The sequence below is a fragment of the Archangium sp. Cb G35 genome (assembly GCF_001896145.1).
GTDB lineage: Bacteria > Myxococcota > Myxococcia > Myxococcales > Myxococcaceae > Archangium > Archangium violaceum.
Map to the genome: position 1 here is coordinate 545924 of NZ_MPOI01000006.1, position 25054 is coordinate 570977.

General features: G+C 70.7%; 23 protein-coding genes. 17 read left to right on the top strand and 6 right to left on the bottom strand.

Translation table 11 applies throughout. From position 1 onward, the window contains the following. From BO221_RS21040 to BO221_RS21060, 5 genes are all read left to right on the top strand, one after another. The gene (locus BO221_RS21040) at window positions 1-2394 is read left to right on the top strand and encodes a hypothetical protein (protein WP_073562254.1); all 2394 of its coding nucleotides are present in this window, start codon (window positions 1-3) and stop codon (window positions 2392-2394) included. Continuing rightward, window positions 2391-5183: a DUF1998 domain-containing protein gene (locus BO221_RS57365; RefSeq protein WP_073562255.1), complete on the top strand. Its 2793-nt coding sequence runs from the start codon at window positions 2391-2393 to the stop codon at window positions 5181-5183. The genes BO221_RS21040 and BO221_RS57365 overlap by 4 nt, the downstream gene beginning before the upstream one ends. Window positions 5184-5198: 15 nt before the next feature. Further along, complete coding sequence (locus BO221_RS21050) at window positions 5199-6680, top strand: serine/threonine-protein kinase (protein WP_073562256.1); 1482 nt, start codon at window positions 5199-5201, stop codon at window positions 6678-6680. An 18-nt stretch (window positions 6681-6698) separates the two neighbouring features. Beyond that, window positions 6699-7964: a serine/threonine-protein kinase gene (locus tag BO221_RS21055; protein WP_073562257.1), complete on the top strand. Its 1266-nt coding sequence runs from the start codon at window positions 6699-6701 to the stop codon at window positions 7962-7964. A 159-nt stretch (window positions 7965-8123) separates the two neighbouring features. Beyond that, on the top strand, window positions 8124-8588 hold the full coding sequence (locus BO221_RS21060) for a hypothetical protein (protein ID WP_073562258.1): 465 nt from the start codon (window positions 8124-8126) through the stop codon (window positions 8586-8588). A 9-nt stretch (window positions 8589-8597) separates the two neighbouring features. Here the strand turns inward: BO221_RS21060 and BO221_RS21065 are convergent, their stop codons facing one another. After that, entirely contained in the window at window positions 8598-10004 is a 1407-nt protein-coding gene (locus tag BO221_RS21065; RefSeq protein WP_073562259.1) for an aminotransferase class V-fold PLP-dependent enzyme, read from the bottom strand. Window positions 10005-10094: 90 nt separating this feature from the next. Between BO221_RS21065 and BO221_RS21070 the strand changes: the two genes are divergently transcribed. From BO221_RS21070 to BO221_RS21080, 3 genes are all read left to right on the top strand, one after another. Further along, a complete protein-coding gene (locus BO221_RS21070; protein ID WP_073562260.1) occupies window positions 10095-11210 on the top strand; it encodes an acyl-CoA dehydrogenase family protein in 1116 nt (371 codons plus the stop codon). 91 nt (window positions 11211-11301) lie between these two features. Continuing rightward, window positions 11302-13098, top strand: coding sequence for a hypothetical protein (locus BO221_RS21075; RefSeq protein ID WP_073562261.1), 1797 nt, complete (start codon window positions 11302-11304; stop codon window positions 13096-13098). Between the two features lie 152 nt (window positions 13099-13250). Next, window positions 13251-14063 (top strand): alpha/beta fold hydrolase, encoded by an 813-nt coding sequence (locus BO221_RS21080; RefSeq protein WP_073562262.1) that lies wholly within the window; start codon window positions 13251-13253, stop codon window positions 14061-14063. A gap of 85 nt (window positions 14064-14148) precedes the next feature. On the opposite strand, the gene BO221_RS21085 is transcribed toward BO221_RS21080, so the two are convergent. Further along, window positions 14149-14787, bottom strand: coding sequence for an SGNH/GDSL hydrolase family protein (locus BO221_RS21085; RefSeq protein ID WP_073562263.1), 639 nt, complete (start codon window positions 14785-14787; stop codon window positions 14149-14151). Window positions 14788-14884: 97 nt separating this feature from the next. Here BO221_RS21085 and BO221_RS57370 point away from each other — a divergent pair, with 97 nt between their 5' ends. After that, window positions 14885-15874, top strand: a complete 990-nt coding sequence (locus BO221_RS57370) for a 3-oxoacyl-[acyl-carrier-protein] synthase III C-terminal domain-containing protein (RefSeq protein ID WP_304528721.1) — start codon at window positions 14885-14887, stop codon at window positions 15872-15874. Window positions 15875-15882: 8 nt separating this feature from the next. Here BO221_RS57370 and BO221_RS21095 read toward each other — a convergent pair whose 3' ends face one another. Genes BO221_RS21095 through BO221_RS21105 form a run of 3 tightly spaced genes read right to left on the bottom strand, consistent with a single transcriptional unit; the run spans window position 15883 to window position 17587 of the window. Then, window positions 15883-16434, bottom strand: coding sequence for a hypothetical protein (locus BO221_RS21095; protein WP_073562264.1), 552 nt, complete (start codon window positions 16432-16434; stop codon window positions 15883-15885). Next, window positions 16434-16979 (bottom strand): zf-HC2 domain-containing protein, encoded by a 546-nt coding sequence (locus BO221_RS21100; protein ID WP_073562265.1) that lies wholly within the window; start codon window positions 16977-16979, stop codon window positions 16434-16436. Before BO221_RS21100 ends, BO221_RS21095 begins: the two co-directional genes overlap by 1 nt. Next, entirely contained in the window at window positions 16979-17587 is a 609-nt protein-coding gene (locus BO221_RS21105; protein WP_233166182.1) for an RNA polymerase sigma factor, read from the bottom strand. Before BO221_RS21105 ends, BO221_RS21100 begins: the two co-directional genes overlap by 1 nt. A gap of 205 nt (window positions 17588-17792) precedes the next feature. Between BO221_RS21105 and BO221_RS21110 the strand changes: the two genes are divergently transcribed. Together BO221_RS21110 and BO221_RS21115 are read left to right on the top strand one after the other, a co-directional pair. Further along, complete coding sequence (locus BO221_RS21110) at window positions 17793-18308, top strand: hypothetical protein (RefSeq protein WP_073562267.1); 516 nt, start codon at window positions 17793-17795, stop codon at window positions 18306-18308. A gap of 117 nt (window positions 18309-18425) precedes the next feature. Continuing rightward, complete coding sequence (locus BO221_RS21115; protein ID WP_073562268.1) at window positions 18426-19007, top strand: TIGR02265 family protein; 582 nt, start codon at window positions 18426-18428, stop codon at window positions 19005-19007. On the opposite strand, the gene BO221_RS21120 is transcribed toward BO221_RS21115, so the two are convergent. Further along, window positions 19004-19471: a peroxiredoxin gene (locus BO221_RS21120; protein WP_073562269.1), complete on the bottom strand. Its 468-nt coding sequence runs from the start codon at window positions 19469-19471 to the stop codon at window positions 19004-19006. The genes BO221_RS21115 and BO221_RS21120 overlap by 4 nt on opposite strands. An 83-nt stretch (window positions 19472-19554) precedes the next feature. On the opposite strand from BO221_RS21120, the gene BO221_RS21125 reads away from it, so the two are divergent. The 6 genes from BO221_RS21125 to BO221_RS21150 all read left to right on the top strand — a co-directional run bounded on the left by BO221_RS21125 (window position 19555) and on the right by BO221_RS21150 (window position 25024). Then, window positions 19555-20721, top strand: a complete 1167-nt coding sequence (locus BO221_RS21125; protein ID WP_083681238.1) for a YcaO-like family protein — start codon at window positions 19555-19557, stop codon at window positions 20719-20721. Window positions 20722-20732: 11 nt separating this feature from the next. Next, window positions 20733-21920: a TfuA-like protein gene (locus BO221_RS21130; RefSeq protein ID WP_073562270.1), complete on the top strand. Its 1188-nt coding sequence runs from the start codon at window positions 20733-20735 to the stop codon at window positions 21918-21920. Between the two features lie 88 nt (window positions 21921-22008). Next, on the top strand, window positions 22009-22251 hold the full coding sequence (locus BO221_RS21135) for a hypothetical protein (protein WP_073562271.1): 243 nt from the start codon (window positions 22009-22011) through the stop codon (window positions 22249-22251). A gap of 31 nt (window positions 22252-22282) precedes the next feature. Next, complete coding sequence (locus BO221_RS21140; RefSeq protein WP_083681239.1) at window positions 22283-23116, top strand: DNA methyltransferase; 834 nt, start codon at window positions 22283-22285, stop codon at window positions 23114-23116. A 60-nt stretch (window positions 23117-23176) separates the two neighbouring features. Beyond that, window positions 23177-24463 (top strand): dicarboxylate/amino acid:cation symporter, encoded by a 1287-nt coding sequence (locus BO221_RS21145; protein ID WP_073562272.1) that lies wholly within the window; start codon window positions 23177-23179, stop codon window positions 24461-24463. 78 nt (window positions 24464-24541) lie between these two features. Next, complete coding sequence (locus tag BO221_RS21150; RefSeq protein ID WP_073562273.1) at window positions 24542-25024, top strand: peptidylprolyl isomerase; 483 nt, start codon at window positions 24542-24544, stop codon at window positions 25022-25024. Window positions 25025-25054: the final 30 nt, after the last annotated feature.

Consider the following 25054-nt stretch of genomic DNA (forward strand, 5'->3'; position numbering starts at 1 on the left):
TTGGACGCCGCCGTCTCGTACCCCACCGTCCTGCTCGGACTGGGGCGCTTCGGCCAGGAGGTCATCGGCCGCACGCTCCAGTCCCTGGAGGCCTCTTCGCCCCTGCTGGGCGTGCTGCGCTGCGAGCCCTCGGGTGTGGCCGCCGGGCTCCAGCCCCTGCTGGAGGAGTTGCTGCGCGCGGGCCGTGGCTCGGGCGAGCGGCGCGATCAGCGGTTGGATGTGATCGCCTTCGGTGCCGCGCTGCAGGGCGGTGACGAGGACCTGCTCACCGCGTGCGAGCAGGCCGCGCGTCTGCTCGCCGAGGGTTACGGCACCATGTTCCCGCCGGACCGGCCGCCGGAGCAGCGCACCGCCACGTTGCACCTCGTGGTGCAGGTGCCCGCGCTGTCGAGCCCCCGCGCGTCGGTGGTCTTCGCGCGGCTGGCCGCCCTGGAGAGCTGGGCCCGGGCCCGTCCCGTGTTTCCCCTGCTGGCCCGCATCTGGGTCGTGTCCCAGCAGACCGCCGCGGGCACCCTCTCCTCCGAGGAGATGGTGTCCACCTGTGCTTCCTTCGCGCTCGGCATGGTGGCCTCGGGGTTGCGCACCGAGGACGAGGTGTCCCGACGCATGGCCCACCCGGCCCGCGACGAGGGCCTCGTGAGCTTCGTCTCGCTGGCCTCGGTGGAGCTGCCCGAGTCCCGCCTGCGCACCTATGCCGCCGCCCGGGCCGCGTATGACGGGCTCGGTGTGCTGGTGGAGCGCGTGCAGCAGCCCGGGACCGATGCCACCCTCGCCATGGGCGCTGTGTCCGCACTCCAGTACGACCGGTGGTTGGCCCCCTTCGTCGAGGGACAGGCCGCGCAGCTCTCCCGGCGCCTCGCCGCCGAACTGTCCCGCTCTCCGGTGGACCTGCCCGCGGAGATCCGCGTGGGTCCACTCGATACGCCCGAGGAGATCCGCGCCAACCACTCCGGCCTCTTCAAGCCGGCCTCGGTGGAGACTTCGCCCACCACCGTGGACCAGGCCCGCACCGACGAGACCTTCCGCGCCCTGGACCGCGCCGAGGCCGAGGTGGCCACCTCGGTGGAGCAGGGCATCCAGGCGGTGTTCGACGCCTCGCTCGGGCCCTCGTCGGGCTTGTCCCAGTTGCCCTCCGTCGAGCAGGGGCTCAAGCGTGTCATCGCGCAGCTCCACGACGAGCAGGCCCAGGAAGACGCGACCCTGCGGAAACTGGACCCCTCCCAGCCGGCGGGCCCTCCAGTGGACCCGCACCGCGAGGAGCTGGAGCGGGCCCTGCTGGAGCTGCCCTCGAAGCGGATGGCGTTGGGGGCCGCAGCGGCGCTCGCGCTGGCCGTGCTTCTGGGGGTGTCCTTCGGCACGTTGTCCCTGATGACTCCGGCCACGCCCCCGGGCAGCACCACGCTCTCGAGTCCCCAGCTCTCGACGACGGCCCCTCCGGCCGCCACGGGCTTCGACTGGCGCGAGGCCTTGCCGTGGATTCTCGGCGTGCTCGCCGCGGCGGGCGCCGGAGCCGGGTGGCTCTACTTCGTGGGCAACCACACCCGGAAGGAAGTGCGCCGCGTGCTGAAGATCCGGCGGGACGCACTGGAGTCCCTGGTCAGCCGGGGTGGGGGAGGGCGGCGTGCGAAGCAGGCGGAGTTGCAGCTCGTGGTGCGCCGCAAGCGGGCTCGCCGCGGTGCCATCCTCGCCATGGAGAACGCCGTGGCCCGGCTGCATGCCGTCCGCCACGCGCTGCTCGAGGCGAGGGATCGCAAGCGGCAGGAGTTGCTGGCGCTCGGGGTGACTCCGGCCGCCGAGGCCCGGTTGGATGACCTGGGGCCGTTGCTCGGCGCGGGAGGGCTGCTCCATGGCTCGTTGGTACCTCCAGAGGTCATCAGCCGGTGGATCGCCTCCCGGCGGGAGATTTCCGAGGACCGTGTCTGGGCGGACCGTCTTCTCGAAGGCGCCTGGCCCGAGGGCGGGCTGCTCGAGGACGTGCCGTGTGGCGATCCCGAGCGCATCGCCGAGCTGAGCCGGCGTCAGGTGCAGCCGATGGCCGAGCGCAGCGTGCTGGATGATCAGGAGGCGGGCGTGCAGGCCGCGGACGTGCTGCGCGACTTCGGCTCGCGGATGGGGGCGGTGCTCGCTCCGCCGTGCCAGCCGTTGAACGCGCATGGGGACCCGGTGCTCGGTGTCCGTCCCGGCGAGGGCTTCGTCATCGCTCCGTCGGCCGGGCGCGACACGCTCGACGCGGGGCTCCGGGACATGCCCACGCGGCTGCCCATCCTCTGGTCTCCCTCCAAGGCCGCGCGCGTCATCTTCCTGCGCACCTGGGAGGGCATCACCGTGGAAGAGATGTCGCGGGGGGCACGTGCCACCCCTCAGTCCGTGGCGGTTCCGCGAGGTGCGCGATGACGCTGCAACTCCCGCATCTGTCGCAGCAGCTGACGACGATCCTCTACCTGCTGGTCTGGGTGCTGTTGCTCGGTACGCCCGTGTTCGCCTGGGCCCTGGCGGCGCTCGTGGTGGGCTCCGGTCCCAATTCGCGCTGGCGCCGGGCCGCTCTTCCCGTGGGCAAGGCCGTCCTCGTCACCCTCGCGCTGGTGCTCCTCACGCGTCTGGTCGAAGCCGCCAGTGCCTCCATGCAGGGCGGGCCGCTCGGCTGGCTCCATGCGCTCACGGCGCTGCCCCAGAGCACGGCTCCGGGCGTGCCCCAGGTCCAGTTTACCTGGTTCCCCTTGGACGCCGTCCTGATGCTCGCGCTGCCCCACGCCGTCGCCTTCGTCGTCGCGACGCTGGTGTTCGCGTTCCAGGAGGCGGGCCACCAGAGCCCCACGTCCTTCCGCGTGCCGCTCGCGGACCCGCTGGCGCTCGTCCTGGTGGCGGTGCCGGTGCTGGCCCTCATCGCGGTGGATGCGCCGTGGCGGCAGGACAAGCCCCGCACGCTGCTCGACCTGGCCGCCGTGCTGCCCATGCTGAGCGTGGCGCTCGCGGTGTGGACGCGCTCCGAGCGCCTCGCGCCTCCGCCCGCCAGGGAGGAGGCTCCCCAGCCCCAGACGCCCGCTCCGCTGCGCGCGGATGTCCCGGGCATGTGGCGGAAGCTGGGTGCCCTCGACTCCCAGGCACGTCCGCTGCTCGCGACGCCGGGCACGAACAACCCGGAGCCGGCTCCAGCCTGGAGCGTCGCCGCGTGGCGGGACGTGGGGGCCATCGGGGCTCCTCCTCGCGCGCTGGAGGAGATCGCCAATGCGTGGGGCTCGCCCAACCAGGGCTGGCTCGTGGGCGACCTGCCCGACCCGACGGAGCGCTACTTCCTCATCTCCTGCGTGATGCTGGCGCTCCAGCGCGAGGGTTTGCCGTGCCTCGTCATCAGCGACGAGCCGGAGGCGCTGCGCGACGCGGTGCTGGAGGCCATTGCCCGCAGTGGCTCGTGGCCCTCGGGGCCGCTGCTGGCCGGCGAGGCGGCGATGCGAGAGGCCTTCGCGGGCAACCGGATGCCGGCCGCCGTCTTCCTGGACGTGGAGCAGTTGTCGGCTGGAGGCATCCGCGCGCTCTCCGAGACTCGAGGAGGCTGTGGCCGGCTGTGGGCCCGCTCGGTGGGGCTGGTGCTGCTGTCGCGCGTGGACCGGGGGACGCCGCTGGCCTCCACGCACCGCATGTTCACGCTGCGGCGGCTGGAGCTGGCGCTGTCGGCGGCCGGGGCGCGGTGGAGCGTGCTGGCCACGGGCGTGGGAGGCGGAGGCACGCGGGGGCTGGTGGAGCAGATGTTCCCCGGCATCTCCGTGCGCGAGGTGCCCTTCACCCCGCGCACCGCTGCGCCCGTGCGCGTCTGGCGCGTGGTCGAGGGCTTCCGAGCCCAGCCCGGCACGCCGTGGGTGCGCCGGGCCCTGGAGCCGGTGGTGGGGGCGAAACTGCCCGCCGCCGTCGGAGACCCGGGTGGGGCGTTCGACCTCAAGGCGGTGGACTTCTGGGGCGGCGAGCTGCGCTTCGTCCGCGACGTGTCCCTCTTCGGCGTGGCCTCGGTGGGCACGCTGGACGAGGCGTGGCTGGTGGCCGCGTACCGGGCGCTCCCCAACCGGGTGCCGCTGGCGGACGGGCAGACGCATGACGCGCTGTGGGGCCTCGCCGACAACCCGGTGACGCGCTTCCTCACGCGGGATGGCAACCTGGACGGGCTGTCGAGCCACGGCATGTTGATGCCGCCACGGGCGCTCGTGGGCTACCACAACGGTGCGCTGGCCACGGCTCACCTCAAGGCCGCCATGCAGGAGGGCTCGCAGGACGTGGAGTCCCTGGCCGCCGTCTTCGGCCGCTCGCGCGTGGAGCAACTGCTGGGGCCGAAGTTCCGTCCCGAGCGCCACGTGGTGCGGCTGGCCGCGGGCCGCCCGGCCGTGCGCAGCCCCGTGGTCCCAGCGGGCATCGCCGAGGCCGTCAATCCGCTGCGGCGCACCGTCAGCGAGCAGGTGGTGCGCATCCTCGACGTGCACAGTGGCCAGCTGCTCACCGAGGTGGATCGGCTGCTGGTGGAGACGCGCTACTACCCGGGCCGCGTGTTCGCCGTGGGCGACTCGCGCTACGAGGTGCCCCTGCACTCGCTGGACACCAAGCGCAACGAGCTGCGCGTCAAGCCGGTACCCAACGACAGGCCCCTCACGAAGCCGCAGCTGCGCATCCAGTTCGAGTCCGCCACCGTGGTGGAGTCTCCCCAGACGGTGCGCACCGGGCGGTGCGTGTACCAGGTGTGCACCCTGGATGCGACGGTGGTGGAGAGCGTCACCGGCTACTCCCAGCTGGGACGGCCGGGCCGGGTGGACGTGGCCGCGGTGAGCTGCCGCTACCGCACCCGCGTGCGCGGCGTCTTCTTCCCCGCGGCCACCACGCCCCAGGTGCTCGTCCACCTGGCGCGCTCGGCGGATGGGGTGCTGGTGGCGCACCTGCTCTCCAATGACGAGGACATGGACGTGGTGCCGGTGGGGCCGGGGATGTTCCCGGACGCCCCGGCCGGCATCGTGGTGGTGGACCGGCACCTCCAGGGCATGGGCGTGGCCGAGGCGCTGGACCTGGCCCTCATCGACGACACGTTCAAGTGGGTCCGGGCCATCCTGGCCAACTGCAAGTGCCCCAATGGTTGTCTCGAGTGCACGCCCCAGGACGTGCTCGCGTCCGGCCCCGACAAGTCGGGAGTGCTCGGGCTGCTGGGATAGGCGGATGCAATCGCCATGGCGGGTGAGCGTATGCGTGATGACATGAACATCCTCCAGCCGGGAACGCAGCTGGATGGCCGTTACGAGGTGGTCCGGCTGCTCGGCCAGGGCGGCATGGCCGCCGTGTATGAGGTGCGCCACCTCGGGCTCCACAGCACGCACGCCCTGAAGGTGCTCAACGAGAACCTGGCGCTCAACGACGACATCCGGGGGCGCTTTCTCGCCGAGGGCCGCATCCAGGCGCGCCTGCGCCATCCGCACATCGTCCAGGTGACGGAGATCGTCACCACCCCGGTGGCGGGCCTCGTCATGGACTACATCGAGGGTCCCACGCTCGGTGAGTTCTGCCGCGGCCAGGGGCTGGAGCCCCGGGTCCTCCTGGAGGTCTTCCTGCCGGTGCTGGACGCCATGGAGGAAGCCCACAAGCGCGGCGTCGTCCACCGCGACCTCAAGCCGGACAACGTCATCATCGGCAAGGACAGCCGGGGCCGGCTCCAGCCCATGGTGACGGACTTCGGCATCGCCAAGGTGGAGGAGGGTCCGGGCGGCAAGGCGCGCACCCAGGCCGGCGCGCGCATGGGCACGCTGCTCTACATGAGCCCGGAGCAGATTCGCGGGGCCGGCGAGGTGGACGCTCGCACCGACATCTTCTCGCTCGGCGCCATCCTCTACGAGGCCGCCACCGGGAAGGTCGCCTTCCACGCGTCGAGCGACTTCGACACGATGAAGAGCATCGTGGAGGGCACCTATGAGCCCCCCGAGCGCGTCGTGGGCGGCATGCACCCCGTTGTCGCCGGCTGCATCCGCAAGGCGCTGGCCGTGGACCCCGCGGAGCGCTTCCAGGACTGCGCCGCCTTCCGCGAGGCCCTGGAGAATGCCTTCGAGGCCGGCGCACAGGCGCCGCAGAAGCCGTCCCGCTCCTACGCGGTGACCCAGGTGGGGAACCCTCCGGCGAAGACTCCGTCCGAGCCTCCCGCCGGGGTGAAGCCCGGAACGGACCCGGACGCGTACGCGCCGACCTACGTGGCGGATACCGGCCGCTTTCCGAGGGCCGATCGCGTTCCGGATACCGGGCGGTTCCCGACGGCGACTCCGCCGCCTCCCACTCCACCGCCCACTCCGCCGGCTCCCCAGGCGATCGCGCCAGTGGCTCCTGCCCCGGTCCAGAGCGCTCCGGTCACCACCGTCCGGGTGAGTCAAAGGCAGGTGGTACAGGCTTCCTCATCGGCGGAGCTGACCCGGCCCGAGGGCTCGCCCGGAGTGGCCGTGCTGCTGAACCTGTTCTGCTTGTCCGGCGGAGGGCAGATCTACAACGGCCAGACGGCCAAGGGAGTGCTCGGCCTCATCGGGTCTTTCTTCGTCATCGCGGGCATCTTCTCCTCGGGAGGCCCGGGCGCCTGTTTCTGGCTCATGTGGTACGGCGCGTTCATCGTGGACGCGTACAGGGTCGCCTCCAAGCGCCAGCAAGGGCTGCGCGTGGGCCCCTGGGAGTACTAGCTGGAGTAGAGTCGCGCCATGTTGAGCCCCGGGAATGTGGTCGAGCGCTATGAGGTGGAGCGCGAGCTGGGTGGCGGCGGCATGGCGCGCGTCTACAAGGTGCGCCACGTGGCCCTGGGCAGCGTCCATGCGCTCAAGGTGCTGGACCCCGAGCTGGTGGGCAACGCGGAGCTGCGCGCCCGCTTCCTGGACGAGGGCCGCATCCAGGCACGTCTGAGGCACCCGAACATCCTGGTCATCACGGACGTGGTCGTGGCGCCCGGTGTCGCGGGGCTCGTCATGGACTACCTGGAGGGCGAGTCGCTCGACAAGTACCTGGCCAGCGCGAAGCAGCCTCCGGGCGCGGACGAGGTGCGCGACATCTTCCGGCAGGTGCTGGCCGCCATGGCGTTCGCCCACCAGCACGGCGTCATCCACCGGGATCTCAAGCCCTCCAACATCTTCCTGGAGCAGGTGCACGGCCGGCGGGTGGTGCGCGTGCTCGACTTCGGCATCGCCAAGGTGTCCGACGCCGAGGGCGGGCCCGTGGCGCGCCCGGGCTCGCGCATGGGCACGCCGCAGTACATGAGCCCGGAGCAGATCCGCTCGGCGGAGGATGTCACCGTCCGCTCGGACATCTTCTCGCTGGGCGTCACCCTCTACGAGCTGGCCACCGCGCAGCCGTGTTTCCAGGGCGAGAGCGACGCCGCCATCATGGAGAAGATCGTCCGGGGGGAGTTCGTGTCCCCGGGTGTGGTGCATCCGGGCATCGAGCCGGGGCTCCGCGCGGCCATCCTCCGGGCGATGGCCCTGGAGCAGGAGCGGCGCTTCGCCTCGTGCGCGGAGTTCTCCGCCGCGCTGGAGGAGGCTCCGGCGGCCCCGCCTCGCGCGGTGACGGCGGCTCCGCGGTCCCAGGAGCCCGATGGGAATGAGCCCACGTTCGTGCCCATGCCCGCCGCGAGGGCCGCACCAGTCAACCCGGCTCCGGCGCCTGTTGCCGAGAGACCCAGGCCCGCGCCCGCCGCCCGTGTCATGGAGGCCCGCCCGGCTCCGGCCGCACCCATCGAGAAGAAGGCTCCGAAGCTCGCGAAGAAGCCCACGCCTCCGCCTCAGGAGGAGATAGAGGCGGAGGAGGCTCCACGGCGTGGCAAGCCCTGGCGCTGGGTGGTGCTCTTCGCACTCGCGGGGCTGGCGGCCCTGTTCGGCTCGGCGCTCATCGGAACGCTCACCGGGGGCTCCTCGCAGTCCGCGCCGAAGGCTCCGGTGACGCGGCCCGGTGGCTCGACGGGCACCCGCTCGCGCTGAGTGGAAGACACCGTAACGCATTGGACCCGGCTTTCCGCTCCGGGGCACCGCTTCATTTCGGACAGAACCGGCGATGGGCAGGATGTGCCGGGACTCGCCCGCACGGCGCCACTGGCAGAATGTGCCGTGGGACGAGGGATTCACGAAACGGGGGCCGTCATGAGCGAGTCGCGCTGTTTCGCTTCGTTGGATGACTCGCACTGGCCGCTGCTCATCACCCGTATCGTGGGAGAGGGATCGAACCAGGAGTTCGACGACTACCTCGTCCGCTCCACCCGCTCCATGGATCGCGGGCAGACGCATGTGCTCGTCGTCGACCTGAGCGATGCCGTGGGCATGTCGCCCGAGCAGCGCAGGCGGCTGGAGCAGTGGTCCCAGGACCATGACGAGGTCATGCAGCGGACGGTGGTGGGTACCGCATACATCACCTCTACCGCCGTGGTCCGGCTGGCATTGAGCGTCCTCCTCCATGTGCGGCGGCCGCCCTATCCCTACATCATCGTGGCCCGGGAGCAGCAGGCGCTCGAGTGGGCCATCAAGCGGCTGGAGGACGTGGGGTTGCACGCGTCCGCCGGGCGCATCCGGCGTGACCTGGGGCTGCTGTCCCAACCGCGCGCCGGTTAGCCCGGCCCCTCACGCCCCCTGGAGCTCCTTCGCGGTGGCGAGCACCTCCGCCACCACCGTCCGCACGTCCTCCGCCGTGGTGCGGTGGTTCACGAAGCACGCGCGCAGGGCGAAGCGTCCCGACAGCGTGGCGTTGGAGAGGTAGACGCGGCCCCGCGCGTTGAGGCGTGCCATCAGCCGGGTGTTGAAGGCGTCGCGCTCGGGCTCGGCCAGGCCCGCGATGTAGCGGAAGCACACCGCGCTCAACGGCACGGGCGCGAGCAGCTCCAGCGTCGGCTCCTCCCGCACCAGCTCCGCCAGCAGCGAGGCGTTCTCCAGGTCCTTGCGGATGGCCTCCCGGAAGGCGCGCAGCCCGTGGTAGCGCACCGACAGCCACGGCTTGAGAGCGCGCGCACGGCGGGACAGCTCCAGGGACTCGTCGAAGAAGGCGAAGCCCTCCACGCTGTCCGAGCTCATGGTGCGCACGTAGTCGCCGGAGAAGGTGAAGGCGCGGCGCGCGGCGGCGGCCTCGCGGTAGAGCAGCACCCCGCAGTCCACCGGCTGGTAGAGCCACTTGTGCGCGTCCATGGAGAGCGAGTCCGCCAGCGCGAGCCCCTCGAAGCGCTCGGGGACGGCCATGGCCGCCAGCGCGCCGAAGGCCCCGTCCACGTGCATCCACAGCCCATGCCGCCGGGCGATGGCCGCCACGTCCTTCAGCGGATCCACCGCGCCCGTGTTGACGGTGCCCGCGGTGGCGACGACGGCCAGCGGGCGTCTGCCAGCGGCCACGTCGTCGGTGATGGCGCGCTCGAGGGCGTCGGGGCGCATCCGCCACTCGGCGTCCGTGGGGATGAGGCGCAGGTTCCTGCGTCCCAGGCCGAGCAGTGCCAGGGCCTTGGGGATGGACATGTGGACTTCCGTGGAGGCGTACACCACCCCCGAGGGCGAGCCCTCCTCGTTCGCCGGGGCCTTCGCCTCGCGGGCCATCGTCAGACCCATGAGGTTGGCCGAGGAACCCCCACCCGTGAGGCTCCCGGTGAAGCCCTGGCAGCCCACCGCGGCCGCCAGTCCCCGCACCACCGCGCGCTCCATGCTCACCATCGTGGGGGACGAGCGCCACGCGGTGACGTTCTGGTTCAGCACGCCCGCCAGGTAGTCCCCGAGCGCGCCCACCGGCTCGCCCGAGCCGAGCACGTACGCGAGAAAGCGCGCGTTGCCCGCACGGGCCCCGGCCATCACCGCGCCCAGTGCGTCGAGCGCCCCGTCCTTCAGGCCCTCCTCGGGCAATCCCTCGGCGAAGAGCGCCTCGGTGGCACTGCCGGTGGTGGCGGGAGCGATCGCCCGGGTGTCCAGCTCCGCGAGCCACTGCTCGGCGAGGGTGGACACACGAAGGGCCAGACGCCGGAAGTCGTCGGTGGTCAGCTCGAGGGGATTCATGGGGTGGCCCTCTTACCAGATTGTCCCTTGCCCTTTCCGCCCCATGGATTGCTACCCTCGGTGCCTCTTCACCTCTGGGGATCCGGACCCATGCACTCCATCGAGAGCATCATTTCCGAAGTCATCGAGCCCAAGGCCATGGAGGTGGACCGGTACGGTGTCTACCCCCGGGCGGCGATGGACGCGCTGGGCAAGGCGGGTCTGCTGGGGCTGCTCAGCGCCAGGGAGGTGGGTGGAAGGGGCGAGGGGCTCCGGGCGGCGTCGGCGCTGGTCGAGCAGGTGGGCTCGGCATGTGGCTCCAGCGGCATGGTGCTGTGCATGCATTTCTGCGGCGCGGCGGTCATCGAGCAGAACGGGCCGCGAGACATCCGCGAGGCGATCGCCGCGGGGCGCCACGTGACGACGTTGGCGCTGTCGGAAGCGGGCTCGCGCAGTCACTTCTGGGCGCCGGTGAGCACCGCCCTCGCCGTGCCCGACGAGGACACCGTCCGGCTGGACGCGGACAAGAGCTGGGCCACCTCCGCGGGCCAGGCCGACAGCTACGTCTGGTCAAGCAAGCCGGTGGCGGCCAAGGGCATGAGCTCGCTCTGGCTGGTTCCGGGCAACGCCAGCGGGCTGTCGTTCCCCGTGGCGTTCGATGGCATGGGCCTGCGGGGCAACTCCTCCAGCCCCATCGTGGCCCGGGATGTACGGGTGCCCCGTTCGGCGATGCTCGGCAAGGACGGGGGCGGGTTCGACATCATGATGAGCAACGTACTGCCCCACTTCCAGGTGCTGGGCTCCAGTTGCTACCTGGGCATCATGGAGGCCGCCACGCGCAAGGCGGCGGCGCACGTGACGAAGACGCGGCTGCTCCACACCGGGCAGTCCCTGGCCGATCTCGCCACCATCCGGGCCTACCTCGCCCGCATGCGCATGAAGACGGACATGGTGCGCGGGTTGATCCGCGACACGCTGGACGCCCTCGAATCCAAGCGCGAGGACGCGCAGATGCGGGTGCTCGAGGTGAAGGCCGCCGTGGGCGAGCTGGCCCCCGAGGTGACCGAGCTGGGCATGCGCGTGTGTGGTGGTGCGGCGTACCGCAAGGAGGTGGGCATCGATCGGCACTTCCGCGATGCCAGCGCCGTCACCGTGATGTCGCCCACCACGGATCTGCTCTACGACTTCATCGGCAAGGCGATGACCGGAATGCAACTCTTCGACTGAGACCGGGGGACGGGCCCGATGGAGGCCTGACACTTTCCTCCCATTCCCGAGTGCCTAGGTTTGTCTCGGGGATTACGGGGGAGGGGAACGGATGGTGGGGTTTTCGACGGCGCTGCTCGCGACGGTGCTCGCGAGCCTTGCGCCCGTGGTTCCGGTGAGCGGTGGCAACGCGCTCACCCTGCCGGCTCAACGACATGCGGTGCGCATCGACACGGGAAGCGGACGTCCGCCCACCTGGTTGCTCACCGTTCAGCAGGGAGGCACGGAGGGGCGGGGGTTGTCGTTCTTCCGCTCGGACGATGGGGGGCGCACGTTCCGCTTCGCCGCGGCGATCCAACCAGACGCCAGCCACGCGGACCGGGCCGAGGTGCTCGCGGTGGGCCGGGACGTGGCGCTCGTCTACTCGTTCGAGGCGCCGAAACTGACGGCCTCGCGCCGGCACGATGTGTACTTCCAGTGGTGGCGCTACCGGCCGGAGACGCACGACTGGGCACCCCAGCCCGCGGTGCGCGTCTTCGATGCCGATGACACCACGGCCTACTCCCGGGCGCTGCTCGCGCGCGATTCGCGAGGCAGGCTGTGGGTGCAGGCCTTCCGCCTGGACTCGGATGGGGGCTCCACCGCGGTGCTGTCCGTCTCCACCGATGGGGGCACGAGCTTCCAGCGGCAGGCGAACCTGGGCCGGGTGAAGCGCCGGGGCGGTGGGCGGTTGCTGAGCCTCGGCTCGAAGCTCGTATTCATCTACGCCATGCATGACGGCTTCGAGCCCACGCGCCTGCGCATCCGCGATGACGCGGAGCCGCTGGACACCTGGAGCTCCGTGCGCGACGCCTTTTCCGACGGCATCTACCACGGGGCCGCGCTGAGCGCCGTCGCGGATGGCCGGGGTGGCATGCACCTCGTCTACAAGGACGAGTCCGAGCGTCTCTACCACCGCCACTTCAATGGAAGCACGTTCGGCCCGCGCACGTTGCTGGAGGGCTCGAGCGACTGGGCGATGCAGGCGGCCACCACGCGCATCGGCGACACGCTGTACGTCTTCTACAACACCATGCGCGAGCCCAACGTGAGCTACGAGGTGCGCGCCCGGGTGCTGAAGGACGGGCGCTTCAGCGAGCCGGTGGTGCTCGATTCGCGGCGGACCTACAAGGGCTACCCCAACGCCCTGGAGACATTGCCGGAGGGGACCTCCGAGGTGCCCTGCTTCTTCGGAGATGCCCCCGACGCCAACTCGCGTGGGTACGTGAGCCGCGTGGCCCTCGCGGTGCCGGGAGGAGGCGGGGAGGAGGAACCCCCGGACGAGGACGAGGAGGTGCCCGGGTCCGAGCCGGAGCCCGGTGAGCTCCTCTTCGGTGACACCTTCCCGCGCACTTCGTCGAGCGGCCTCGGGAGCGACTGGCGGCTGAGCGGGTTGTGGCTGACGGATGGGCGGCGCGCGGTGAGCGATTTCGACAACCCGGATGGGGACAACCTCGCGCTGGCGCTGCCCTCGCGCTGTGCCGACTGCCAGGTGCAGGTGCGGCTGCAGGCCTTCGGCGCGGACGAGGCGGGTCTCGTGGTGCGCGCCGAGGGGGATGCGCGCTACGCGCTCGTGTTGTTGCCGCAGGGGCGCATCCAATTGCGCCGCTACCGGGGGGCGGGTTTCACGGTGCTCGGCGAGGCCGCGAGCGGCCAGGCGTCTCCCTGGGATGCCGCGACGCTCTCCCTGTCCGTGTGGGGCGCGGGCCCGGTGCGGCTCTCGGCCTCGGTGGACGGGCAGGTCCGCCTCCGGGTGACGGACGACGACCCGGCCGCGCTCACGGGCGAGGGGGACGCGGGACTCGCCACGCCCATCGCGGGTGTCTGGTTCGACGATTTCCTGGTGCGTGTGCTGGGCACCGGGCCATGACCCTCCCGGGTGGGTGTTGGTTGATGGACGGACAAACCCTGGGGGGCGTGTTCTAGCCTGCAATCCACGCTTCCACCGGTCTTTACGACAGGTGGGCGAACGCGGCGTGCTGGCACGATGATGCTCACCAACTCGAGGGGAGTGTGAGCGTCATGGGCCAGGCCATCTGGAAACGCAACAACGTGCAGGTGCTCGGAGAGGGCCAGGACACCCTCATCTTCGCCCACGGCTTCGGTTCCGAGCAGAGCGCCTGGAGGCACCAGGTGGCGGCGTTCCAGGACCGCTACCGCATCATCCTCTTCGACCATGTGGGGTGCGGCGGGTCCGACTTCGACGCCTACAGCCCTCAGCGCTACAGCGGCGTTCACGCCTACGCCGAGGATCTGCTGGAGCTGTGCGGGGAGCTGAAGCTCTCGGACGCCATCTTCGTGGGCCATTCCTTCAGTGGAATGGTGGGCGTGCTGGCGGCCCTGGTGGAGCCGCGGCGCTTCCGCCAGCTCGTCTTCGTCAAGTCGACGCCCCGGGTCCTGGATGATCCGGAGTCGGGCTACGTGGGGGGCTTCACCCGGGAGCAGCTCGACGCGTTCTTCGACGCCATGGCCTCCAGCTACCACACCTGGGCGAGCGGCTTCGCGCCCCTGGCCATGGGAAACCCCGAGCGGCCCGAGCTGGGCCAGGAGTTCGTCCGCACGCTGTCCGCCATGCGGCCGGACATCGCCCTGGACGTCGCGCGGACGATCTTCCAGTACGACCACCGGTTGGATCTGCCGCGGCTGAAGGTGCCAACGCTCATCATCCACTCCGGGGAGGATCTCGCCGTGCCCAACCAGGTGGGCGAGTACATGGCGAGGCGCATCCCGCTGGCGAGGATGATGACCATCGCCGCGCGTGGGCACCTGCCCCACCTGAGCGCGCCCGAGGCGGTGAACCGGGCCATCGACAGCTACCTCCACGCGACGGCTTGAAGCCGGAGGCGGTCCCGGGCGCGGTTGCGGAGAACTTGTCCAACTGTTGGACAAGTCTGGGAAGACCGTGCCCGGCAGGCGGATGTCAGCCGGTGGCCCGAACTGAGCTGGCGCCGAGATCGACGGCCTGGAGCAGGACGGGCCAGAAGTGCTCGGCCATGCGCTGGTAGCCAGTGTCCGAGGGGTGGAAGCCATCGGCGGAGAAGTAGTCGGTGCTACCGGGCAGCTCCTGGAGGCTGGGTCCGTGGAGGTCCACGCCGAGCAGGCCATGGCGCGCCACCACGCGGGCCACCGCCTCGTTGAAGGAGGCGATGCGCGCGGAGATGAGCTGGATGGGCAGGAAGTTCGTCGCCAGCCGCGCGATGGGGGCGAGCGACATGTCCGGCAGGTTGGCCAGCACCACCGGGGCGCCCGTGGCCGCGAGGCCGCTCGCCAGTTGGTCGAGGTTGGACTCGAACTGGTGGGGCTCCACGCCGCGCCACAGGTCGTTGATGCCCACCGCGAGCGTCACCAGCTGGGGGCGCGAGCGGGAGGCCTTGGGGAGCTGTCCGGAGAGAACGGTAGCGCTGGTGGCGCCGCTCACCCCCAGGTTGAGCAGGCCCACACCCTGCCGGGTACGGCGCAGCCGCTGGAAGAGGTGTTCCACGTAGCCACCACTGCGCGAGCCCACTCCGACAGCGGAGGAGTCACCCAGGGCCACGTATCTCAGGGAGAGTGCGCTCATGAGGTGCTCTCCATAGCGGTCAGGAGGCGGCTTCGCAGCAGGATGTGCCTGGCTGCTCCACTGGCGGACAGGAGAGGCCTCGTCCGGAGGGCGGGGTGTGCTCTATTCCGGCGCGATGACGCGTCCTTCGATTGCCTTCCTGGGCCTGGGTTCCGCGCTGCCGGAGCAGGTCCGCACCAGTGCCGATCCCATCTTCGATCGCATCCGTGAAGCCGCGCGGGCACAGGGCCTGTCCGAGGCCTCGCTCTTCTACGGCAACCGGGAGCACCGGTGCCTGGGTCCGGACGAGTCGCTGGCCTCGCTCACGGCGAAGGCGGGGCGTGCGGCGCTGGAGGACGCGGGCGTACGTCCGGAGCAGGTGGACAGGTTGTACGGCTACGTGTCCGTGTCCGAGTTCGTCTCGCCCAACGCGCTGTACCAGGTGCACCGGGAGGTGGGCCTGGGTGGGCATGCGCTGGTGGTGCCGGTGCAGGCGGATTTCGGCAACTTCGTCATGGGGACGGTGCTGGCCTGGGAGGCGATGCTGGCGGGACACTCGGAGCGGGCGCTCGTGGCCGTGGGGGCGGGCTGGACGCGCAACGTGGACTACTCGCAGGGTCATGCCTTCGGCATCGGTGACGGCGCGGGCGCGGCCGTGCTCGGCGTGGGGGAGCGGCTCGTCCTGGTGGATTACGCCGCCGACACCTTCAGCGACGAGTATGGCGCCATGACGATGCGCGCCCGCCCCGAGGCCGGCTTCACCACTCCCGTGTACGGGCTCGAGCCGTCCCGGGGTGTGCAGGCCTTCCTGAACACCGGCATGGAGGGCCCGCCGCGGCTCGTCGAGCGGCTGCTGCGCAAGCATGGGCTGATCGGGGACGACATCACCCTCGTGTCACACCAGGCCACGCGCAAGCTGTTGGACCACTGGAACGAGAAGATCCGCCCGCGCGAGTACCTGCACACCCTCGAGGATTGCGGCAACATGGTGATTGCCTCCATCCCCGTCACCCTGGCCCGCTACCACCGCGAGCTGCGCACGAAGTACCTCGTGCTCTTCGGCATCGGCATCGGCGCGCACCAGGTGGCCCTGCTGGTGCGCGTGTAGGGCGGGTGCTACTGGGCGCGCTCCTGCTGGCGCTGCTGCATCCGCTGGAGGCGCTCCTGCCTGCGCTTCTCGCGCTCCTCGCGCCGGCCCTCCCGCTCGGCCTTCCTCAGCAGCTTCTCCAGCTTCATCTTCCCGTCGTGCCGGGCCATGAAGATGGCCAGTTGCGCCCGCTTCTGGGGAGGCAGGTCCCTGGCCAGCGCCTGGTACATCTCCCGGTCCAGCGCCGTGAGCTGCGTCCGCGCGTCGAACACCCGCTGCACCGCCTGGTCCACTTGCGACTGGGTCGAGGCATCTCCCCGCGCCGCGTTCTTCAGCACCTGCGCGGACTCCTGCACCTGAGCCACCAGGGGCCGGCGGCGCTCGTCGAACTGGCGCATCGTGTCCGCCATCTTCAGCGCCTGGGACTCCTCCAGGTCCAGTTCCTCGGCCAGTCCCACCACCCGCATCAGGCGCGTCTGCCGCTCCGCGCGCTCCGCGGCTTCCTTCGCCTCGGGCGTCTGGGCCAGTGCCGCCAGGGGAAGCAGGCTCAGGGTCAGCACCGCCAGTCGAAAGGGCTTCATCACAGCGACTCTCCAGGGTTCGGGTTCGAGAAGTAATCGTCCAGCTCGGAGTCCAGGAACTCGTCGGACTCGAGTTCCTCCAGGTCCGCGTCGGACAGGCCGAGCGCGTCGGCCAGTGGATCCGCCAGCGCCCACTGCTCCAGCGTGAAGGCGTCATCCTCGGGCGGGCTGGCGGGCGCTTCCACCGGGGAGGTGGGCACGGCAGGCGTGGTGACACGGCGCTGCAGTACCGGTCCCAGCACCAGCAACACCACGGCGGCGGCCGCCATGAGTGCTCCCGCGGTCCGCATCCGCGCCGCCTGCTGGACCTGGGCCCTGCGCCAGGCACCCACCGTCGTCCGGGGGAGTGCCGCCACCACGGCCTGCTCCTTCAATGAGGGCGGTGGCAGCGCGGCCAGGCCGAGCACCTCGTGGTTCGCCTCCGCCTCCGCGCGGCAGGCGGCACAGGCGTCCAGGTGCGCGCGCACCCGCGCCTCCTCCTCGGGCTCCAGCGCTCCCGCGGCGAAGAGGGTCAGCAGTTCTTCCTGTTCCTGGCATGCCGCCATCACCGCTCCTCCTCGGACGGTTCCGCCACCTGCGCCCGGAGGCGCTTCACGGCGTGATGGAAATTCACCTTCGCGTTCGTCTCCGTGATGCCGAGCGTCTCGGCGATGTCCCGGAAGCCCAGCCCACCGTCCACTCGCAATGTCAGGACCTCGCGCTGGCGGCGGGGCAGGGTGAGCACCGCCGCGCGCACCTGCCGCTCCCGCTCGCTCCGCTCCAGGGCTTCCTGCGCGGACTCTTCTGGAGACTCGGTCTCCGGGAGCTCCATGGCCTGGAACCAGCGCCTGCCCTGGCGGGCATGGTTCTTCGCCAGGTTGAGCGCGATGCGGATGAGCCAGGCCCGGAAGGGCGCGGGGCCCGAGGGGCTCCAGCGGGCGAAGACGCGGCGCGAGGCCTCCAGGGCCCGCAGGAAGGCTTGTTGGGCGAGATCCGCCACGTCCTCGGGCCGGGCCGTGTAGCGCCGCAGGAGGGCGAAGACCAGGGCCCGGTGCCGCTCCACCAGCGTGCCGAAGGCCGTCTCGTCACCGGCCAGGAAGGCACGGCAGAGCGCTTCGTCGCTCGGTTCGGTGGCGGCCTTCGCCAGCGCCAGGGATGTCTCCAGGGCCTTCACGCCTCCTACGAACACCGGGGCCGGCGAAAAGTTAAAGCGGGTTTTTTCGTTGGTGGCCCATTTACCCGGTGAGGTTCTGGGAAGTAGGGGATGGGACCCTACTTGAAAGGTTAGAAAAAGGTTCGCATCGCCGGTCTGTTCCGCTATTCTGTGCGGCGTGGGCTGAAGGGCTCACGGACTGCCCGGGCGGGCGAGGAGTGTGCAGATGGCGGAAATGATTGGGGGCGACATTGGCACGCAGATCCTGAATGCCGTTCAGGGTCTGGGTGTGAGGATGGACCGGCTGGAAACCCAGGTGGCGGACCTGAACTCCCGGATGGCGAGACAGGAAAAGCTGACGGAGAACCTGGGAATCGAGTTGGGGCGCCAGCGGGTCGAGTTGGAAAGCCTGCGAGCCGAGTCGGATCGTCGGTGGGCCGAGTCGGATCGTCGGTGGGCCGAGTCGGATCGTCAGTGGGCCGAGTTCCGCACCTGGCGTGATGGAATGAATAGGGAGTTCCAGCAGCTGCGCGGAGAGGTCCAGGAGCTCCGTGGAGAGGTCAAGCAGATGCGCGGGGACTTCAAACAGATGCTCGCGGACATGCAAGAGGGGTTTAGCCGGCTGCATGCCCGAGACGAGCTCACCGCTGGCACGGTGGTCATGATGGCGTCGGTGCTGCGCCGGCCGACGGATCTCGGCGAGGAACTCGAGAAGCGTCTGCGCGAGCTCCAGCCCCACTGACGCCGTTCGTGCAACCGGGCTCACCTGCCTGCTTCACCCGGGAAGTCTCCTCCAGGCAGGTTGCCGCCCACCTCCTCCCGCTGACACAATGGTGAGGCTCACCGGGGGCATCGCACCATGGCAACGGACAGCACGGCCGCGCGCATCAAGGGCAGTGTGCTCATCACCCGCCTCAATCTCTTGATGAAGCAAGGCGGGACCGGGCGTGTCCAACAGGTGCTCCAGCGCTTGTCTCCGGCCGATCGCAAGGTCCTCGAGGGCGTCATCATGCCCATCGGCTGGTACCCCCTGGAACTCAACCTCCGCCTCGACGCGGCCATCGCCGATGCGCTCTCGCCGAGGGATCGCAACAAGGCCTTCGTCGAGATGGGCCGCGCCTCCGCCGAGGAGAACCTCAACGGCCCCCACCACGTGTTCATCCGCAAGGGGGATCCGCACTTCCTCCTCAGCCACGCGCCGGAGATCTACCGGCTCTACTACGCGGTGGGCTCCCGCACCTACGAGAAGGCCGGACCCCGCAGCGCGGTGTTGCGCACCGTGGGCGCCGAGAGTGTCACCGAGGCGGACTGTCTCACCATCGTTGGCTGGTACGAGCGCGCCATCGAGATGAGCGGTGCCCGCGAGGTGCGTGTCGAACAGAAGAAGTGCCGCGCCCGGGGCGGTGTCTACTGCGAGTACCACTGCTCCTGGGAGTTCTAGGTGCCCGCGGGCGGCAGCGGGTGCTCGCTCAGGTAGCGCAGCACGTCGTCCAGGTGCTTGTAGACGCGCACCTCGTGGCGGATGACGGACTCGATGAGGCCGTCCGGGCCGATGATGTAGGTGACACGCCGGTCCACCTTCAGCACGGGCCACAGCACGTCATACGCCTGGCTGATGGTGCGCGCCTCGTCGCCCAGCAGGGAGAAGTGGATGTTCTCCTGCTCGGCGAACTCGCACTGCGTCTTCACCGTGTCCACGGATACGCCCACTAGCTCCGCCCCGAGCGCTTGAATCCGCTCGTGGTTGTCCCGGAAGTGGCGCGTCTCTTCCGTGCAGGCGATGGTGAAGGCCTTGGGGAAGAAGAAGAGCACCACCCGTCTTCCCCGGAGCGCGGAGAGCGAGAAGGTGCGTCCCAAGCAGTCGGTGCCGGTGAAGTCCGGGGCGGCTTGTCCCACGTCGAGCATCTTCTTTTCGGCCTCCTGACGCCGGACTCCCCTAGCATGCTTCCCGCCGAGACGTCCTCGCTCACCCAACACAGAGCTCCCCCGTGGCCCTCCCGACCGCCGTTCCGTTGACCTCCTCCTTTCTCGACCGTCTCGCCCATGGACTCGGCGTCACCCGGGTGGCGCGGGTCACGGGGTTGGACCGGGCCGGGGTGGAGGTGGCTGCCGCGGTGCGTCCAGGCGGCTACGTGCTTCAGGTGTGCAATGGCAAGGGCCTGGATTTCCAGGCGGCGTCCGCTGGAGCGCTCCTGGAGACGGCGGAATTGTGGGGCGCGGAGAACGTCCCCCTGGAGCGGCTCGTCTGGGGCTCCATGGATGGGCTGGAGGCCCGGGGCCGCGCCGTCTGGGGCGCCGAGGAATTGGGCACCCGGGGCGGCGTGGTCGTCTCCCGGCTGTGGAGCCGCGAGATGCGGTACGCGTGGTGCGAGGCCACCGAGCTGCGGTCCGGGCGTCCCGTGCTCGTCCCGGCCCAGGGGGTGTACTGCCCGCCCAGCGGGGCTCCGTCGCTCGGCCCGGTGAGCGTGCGGTGGACGAGCAATGGCTCGGGTGCGCACTCCGAGCGGGCCCGGGCGCTGCTGCACGCGCTGCTGGAGGCCACGGAGCGGGATCAGCTCGCGCGCATCCTCCCGGAGGGGTGGTCCGAGGAGGTCCTCCTCTCGCGCCTGCTGCGCCCGGGAGAGCTCGAGCGGGGCGCTCCCCGGACGGCGGCGCTCGCGCGAGCCCTGGGCGAGCGGGGCTTCGCCGTCTACCTCTTCGATCTCACGCCTGGCCGGAAGACGCCCCGTGCCGTGGGTCTGCCCGTGGGAGGCGCGCTGCTCGTGGACCGCGAGGAGGGCCCGGTGCCCCTGGCGGCCGGGTACGCCTGCGGGCTGGGGAGGGACCAGGCCCTGCTCGGCGCCTTGCTGGAGGCGGCCCAGTCCCGCCTGACCGACATCCACGGTGCTCGCGAGGACGTGGCCGCGGGAGACCGCGAGGCCACCCTGGCCCTGGCGGCCGCCTGCGCGGAGGTGCGCCCGCGACGGTCCGTGGAGTCCATGCCCGACGTCTCCGACGAGGTGTCTTCGCCGGAGGAGGCGGTGCGCGAAGTGCTGGTGCGGCTCGGGAAGGTGGGCTTCAACCGGGCCGCCGCCGTCGAGCTGGAGGCCCCCCTCCCCGGACTCCACGTGGTGCGCGTGGTGGTGCCGGGTCTGCGCGTCTCGGAGTTGCTGTGAAACGAGCTGCCGTGAAACGACGTCCGGCCCATCATCCCGATGATCTCCTGGTCTTCCTCGGCCCCTCGTTGCCGGAGGAGGACGCCCTGGCCCTGGTGCCCTGCCGGGTGTTGCCGCCCGCGCGCCAGGGAGACGTGTGGCGGGCCCTCTCGCTGCGTCCGAGGGCCATTGCCCTGGTGGATGGCGTCTTCGAGGCGCAGCCCTCCGTCTGGCACCACGAGCTGCTGGCCGCGCTGGATGCCGGGGTGGCGGTGTTCGGCGGGGCGAGCATGGGCGCGCTGCGCGCGGCGGAGCTCTCGCGGCACGGCATGGTGGGCGTGGGCCACATCTTCGAGGCGTACCAGCGGGGCGAGCTGGCGGATGACGCCGAGGTGGCACTGCTCCACGCCGACGCGGAGCACGGCTTCCGTCCCCTCACGGTGCCGCTCGTCAACGTGCGTCACGCGGCGCGTCAGGCCGAGGGCGCGAAGGTGCTCGCTCCCGGCGAGGCCCGGGCGCTGGTGGACGCGGCGGCGGCGCTCTTCTACCAGGACCGTACCTGGCCCCGGGTGCTGGCGGCCGTGGGCGAGGCCTGGCGTCCGGCCACCCGGGCGAAGTGGGACGCCTGGGCCGCCCGAGGCGTCGAGGACCTCAAGCGCGAGGACGCCCGCGCCTGCCTCCAGGCCGCCTCGGCGTGGATCGCCTCGGGAGAGGAGCTCCCGGTACGAGCCCGGACGGCCCGGCCGCCGCCCTCGTCCTACGTGCGCCGCCGCCGCCTCGTGGAGGGGCTGTGTGCGACGGAAGGGGGCCTCGTGTCCTCGGAGGAGGTGCTCGCGGGGCTGCGCGCCGCGCCCGAGGCCCGGGAGCTGGCGGAGATGGGCTTGCGGCGGGCGTTGCTGGCGGGCCAGGCGCGGTCGCTCGGGCTGCGGGCCACCGATGAGGAGGTGCTGCGGGCAGAGGAGGAGTGGTGGGAGCTGCTGGGCCTGCCGCCAGAGGAGCGCGAGACGTATCTCGTCTCCTGTGGCCTGGATGAGCACGAGGTGAAGCGGCTGTGCGAGGACCGGGCGTTGGAGCGGCTCATGCTCGAGCACGCGTCGCGCGTGCTGCCAGACGGGCCCTCGTGGGACGAGGCGCTCGCCACGGAGGCGCGCCTGAGGGGCCACTGGGTGGAGGAGGCCCGGCGGCTCGGGGCGCCGAAGCGGGGCCGGCGCAAGCGGTGAGTGGGCGGGTTCACGCCCGGGGCCGGTTCATTCCCGTGAGCGGGGCTCGGGGGAGCCATTACCTTTGACGCTTGGAGGCGGCGAGACGATGACTCGGATATGCCAGGACGAGGTGGGCCGCTGTGACTTCATCGACGTGCTGGAGGAGGCCGTGTTGCGGCACCGGCCCGTGGCGATCCAACTGCGTGAGGGCGAGGCCTTCATCGACGAGGTGCTGGACGTGGTGACCGAGCGGGGGGACGACTTCGCCGTCTTCAAGTCGCACGAGCGGGTGCCGGTGGGGGACATCCAGGCCGTGACGCGGGCGGTGCCTCCCGAGGCGCGGTGGTGAAGCGGGGCGGCTGGGGTAGGGTGCGCGCCGGATGAATCCTCACGACGAGCTCGAGACCTTCCGCTGTGTGCGGGCCGATGCGCGGGAGCCCGGCGGTTACCGGACCGTGCTGGGCGAGGCGAAGGCCACCTTCCTGCACACGGATCCGCCGTACTGCCTGCTCACGCGGCGGCGCAAGGGGGGAGACCTGCGGGATCCCCGGGCGAACAAGAAGATCGATCGCAACCCCATCGTGCGCTTCGAGACGGTGCGCGACTACCGCGTCTTCACGGAGCAGTGGATGACGCGGGCGGTGGCGCACCTGACGCCGGACGCTCCGATGGCCGTCTGGACGAACCTGTTGGGCAAGGAGCCCATCCTCGCGGTGGCCCGCTCGCTGGGGTACCAGCACCTGCGGGGTGAGTACGTCTGGGGCAAGCGCACCACGGACAAGAACGCCAACGAGCAGTTGCTGCGCGTCTACGAGGTGGCGCTGGTGCTCTCGCGCACGCCGGAGCCCGTGCTGGAGCCCGGTGCCCTGCCCACCGTCTGGGCGGTGGTGGGCGGCTACGACGATGACGCCGAGGCGGCGCGTTGGGGCAACCACCCCCACCACAAACCCTTCTCCGTGCTGGAGCCGTTGGTGCGCACGTGGAGCCGGCCGGGGGACTGGGTATTGGATCCGTTCGCGGGCAGTGGCTCCATGCCGTCGGCGGCGCTGCGGCTGGGACGCAAGGCGGCGTGCCTGGAGGTGGAGCCCGAGTGGGCCGAGCGGGTGAACCGGCGGCTGCGGGAGACGGCGGGTGAACTGGCCAGGGGCGCGGGAGTACGGCCGGAGACATCTGGCACCGACGACGGTGTATCCGCCACGGGGAATCACCGGTAGGCTGAGTGACTCCCTGTCCCCAGGGAGTCTTCTCCCCAGCACCACGCAAGAGGCACCCGGATGAAGCAGCACCAGAAGATGCTCCTGGGCATCGTCATCGGCACCGTGGCGGGCATCGCCGCCAACCTCCTGGCGGGAGGGACGCCCTGGCTCGAGTGGGTGGTGACGAACATCACCGGGCTGGCGGGACAGCTCTTCCTCCGGCTGCTGCTGATGCTGGTGGTGCCGCTGCTCTTCTCCGCGCTGGTGATGGGCGTGTGCGAGCTGGACCTGAAGCAACTGGGCCGGCTGGGCCTGCGGACCATGGGCTACACCGTGGTCATCTCCAGCATCGCGGTGCTCATCGGTCTGCTGCTGGTCAACACGCTCAAGCCGGGCGTGGGGCTGAGCGACGAGGCCCGTGCGCTGGCGATGAAGGGGACCGCGGTGCAGGCGGCCCCCGCGCCGAGCAGCACCTCGGTGTCCTCGCTGATCGCCGCCATGGTGCCCACCAACCCGATCAAGGCCGCGGCGGACGGGGACATGATCGCCCTCATCGTCTTCTCGCTCATCTTCGGCCTGGGGCTGGCGGTGACGAACACCCCGGCGGCGAAGCACCTGCGCGAGACCGTCCAGGGCCTGCACGACGTGATGATGAGGCTCATCGATGGGGTGCTGAAGCTGGCGCCCATCGGCGTGGGAGCGCTGCTCTTCAGCATGATGGCGCGCCTGGGCATGGGCGTGCTGATGCAGGTGGCGTCCTACGTGGGCGTGGTGCTGCTGGCGCTCGGGCTGCACATGTTCGTCGTGTACTCGCTGTCGGTGCGCTTCCTCGGTGGGCGCAACCCGGTGACCTTCTTCCGCGACTGCCGCCTGGCCATCGTCACCGCCTTCTCCACGGCGTCCTCCAGCGCCACGCTGCCCACCGCGCTCAAGGTGGCCGAGGAGAACCTCAAGCTGCCGCGCAACGTGTCGCGCTTCGTGCTCACCGCCGGCTCGGCGATGAACCAGAACGGCACCGCGCTCTTCGAGGGCGTCACGGTGCTCTTCCTGGCGCAGGTGTTCGGCGTGCAGCTGAGCCTGCCGGACCAGGCCGTCGTGATGTTCATCTGCGTGCTGGCGGGCATCGGTACCGCGGGCGTGCCGGCGGGCTCCATCCCGGTCATCGCGATGATTCTGGGCATGTTCAAGATTCCGCCCGAGGGGCTCGCGCTGGTGCTGGGCGTGGACCGCTTCCTGGACATGTGCCGCACCACGCTCAACGTGACGGGGGACCTGGCCGCCGCCGTCTACGTGTCCCGGGGCGAACCCAACTTAGACGACGAGGCCCAGGCCTCGCGGTTGGAGCCCGAGTCGTCCGCTTCCTGAGCAATCAGGGGAGCACGGGCTGGTTGCCCCCGCTACATCTCCGTCCCATACCCGTAGGACTAGAAGGAGCAGCCCACCATGAAGGTGTCCAAGGACAGTGTGGTCTCGTTGGAGTACCGGTTGCACCTCGGGGACGGCAAGGTGGTCGACGAGAGTGAGCCCGGACATCCGCTCGCCTACATGCACGGCCGTGGGCAGATCGTCCCGGGCCTGGAGGGGCAGCTGGAGGGCATGTCCGCCGGTGAGTCCAAGAAGGTGGTGGTGCCTCCTTCGCAGGGGTATGGCGAGCATGATCCGCGAGGCCTCCAGGAGGTGCCCCGGGAGATGTTCCCCCCGAATGCCGAGCTCCAGCCGGGCCTGACCATCACCGCGCAGACGGCGGACGGGGACATGATCCCCATCACGATTCGCGAGCTGAAGGGGGAGAAGGTGGTGGTGGACCTCAACCACCCGATGGCGGGCAAGACGCTCCACTTCGACATCACCGTGCGTGAAGTGCGCGCGGCCACCGACGAGGAGAAGGAGCACGGTCACGCCCACGGACCGGGCGGGGCGCACTGAGCGGGCGGACGGGTCGGTCAGGAACCAATA

Excerpts from the sequence above, each read along its gene's own strand:
- BO221_RS21150 (WP_073562273.1), top strand. The coding sequence starts at position 24,542 with ATGAAGGTGTCCAAGGACAGTGTGGTCTCGTTGGAGTACCGGTTGCAC.
- BO221_RS21065 (WP_073562259.1), bottom strand. The coding sequence starts at position 10,004 with ATGAATCCCCTCGAGCTGACCACCGACGACTTCCGGCGTCTGGCCCTT.
- BO221_RS21145 (WP_073562272.1), top strand. The coding sequence starts at position 23,177 with ATGAAGCAGCACCAGAAGATGCTCCTGGGCATCGTCATCGGCACCGTG.
- BO221_RS21050 (WP_073562256.1), top strand. The coding sequence starts at position 5,199 with ATGGCGGGTGAGCGTATGCGTGATGACATGAACATCCTCCAGCCGGGA.
- BO221_RS21135 (WP_073562271.1), top strand. The coding sequence starts at position 22,009 with ATGACTCGGATATGCCAGGACGAGGTGGGCCGCTGTGACTTCATCGAC.
- BO221_RS21140 (WP_083681239.1), top strand. The coding sequence starts at position 22,283 with ATGAATCCTCACGACGAGCTCGAGACCTTCCGCTGTGTGCGGGCCGAT.
- BO221_RS21100 (WP_073562265.1), bottom strand. The coding sequence starts at position 16,979 with ATGGCGGCATGCCAGGAACAGGAAGAACTGCTGACCCTCTTCGCCGCG.
- BO221_RS57365 (WP_073562255.1), top strand. The coding sequence starts at position 2,391 with ATGACGCTGCAACTCCCGCATCTGTCGCAGCAGCTGACGACGATCCTC.
- BO221_RS21055 (WP_073562257.1), top strand. The coding sequence starts at position 6,699 with ATGTTGAGCCCCGGGAATGTGGTCGAGCGCTATGAGGTGGAGCGCGAG.
- BO221_RS21095 (WP_073562264.1), bottom strand. The coding sequence starts at position 16,434 with ATGAAGCCCTTTCGACTGGCGGTGCTGACCCTGAGCCTGCTTCCCCTG.
- BO221_RS21085 (WP_073562263.1), bottom strand. The coding sequence starts at position 14,787 with ATGAGCGCACTCTCCCTGAGATACGTGGCCCTGGGTGACTCCTCCGCT.
- BO221_RS21075 (WP_073562261.1), top strand. The coding sequence starts at position 11,302 with ATGGTGGGGTTTTCGACGGCGCTGCTCGCGACGGTGCTCGCGAGCCTT.
- BO221_RS21060 (WP_073562258.1), top strand. The coding sequence starts at position 8,124 with ATGAGCGAGTCGCGCTGTTTCGCTTCGTTGGATGACTCGCACTGGCCG.
- BO221_RS21070 (WP_073562260.1), top strand. The coding sequence starts at position 10,095 with ATGCACTCCATCGAGAGCATCATTTCCGAAGTCATCGAGCCCAAGGCC.
- BO221_RS21115 (WP_073562268.1), top strand. The coding sequence starts at position 18,426 with ATGGCAACGGACAGCACGGCCGCGCGCATCAAGGGCAGTGTGCTCATC.
- BO221_RS21120 (WP_073562269.1), bottom strand. The coding sequence starts at position 19,471 with ATGCTCGACGTGGGACAAGCCGCCCCGGACTTCACCGGCACCGACTGC.
- BO221_RS21110 (WP_073562267.1), top strand. The coding sequence starts at position 17,793 with ATGGCGGAAATGATTGGGGGCGACATTGGCACGCAGATCCTGAATGCC.
- BO221_RS21080 (WP_073562262.1), top strand. The coding sequence starts at position 13,251 with ATGGGCCAGGCCATCTGGAAACGCAACAACGTGCAGGTGCTCGGAGAG.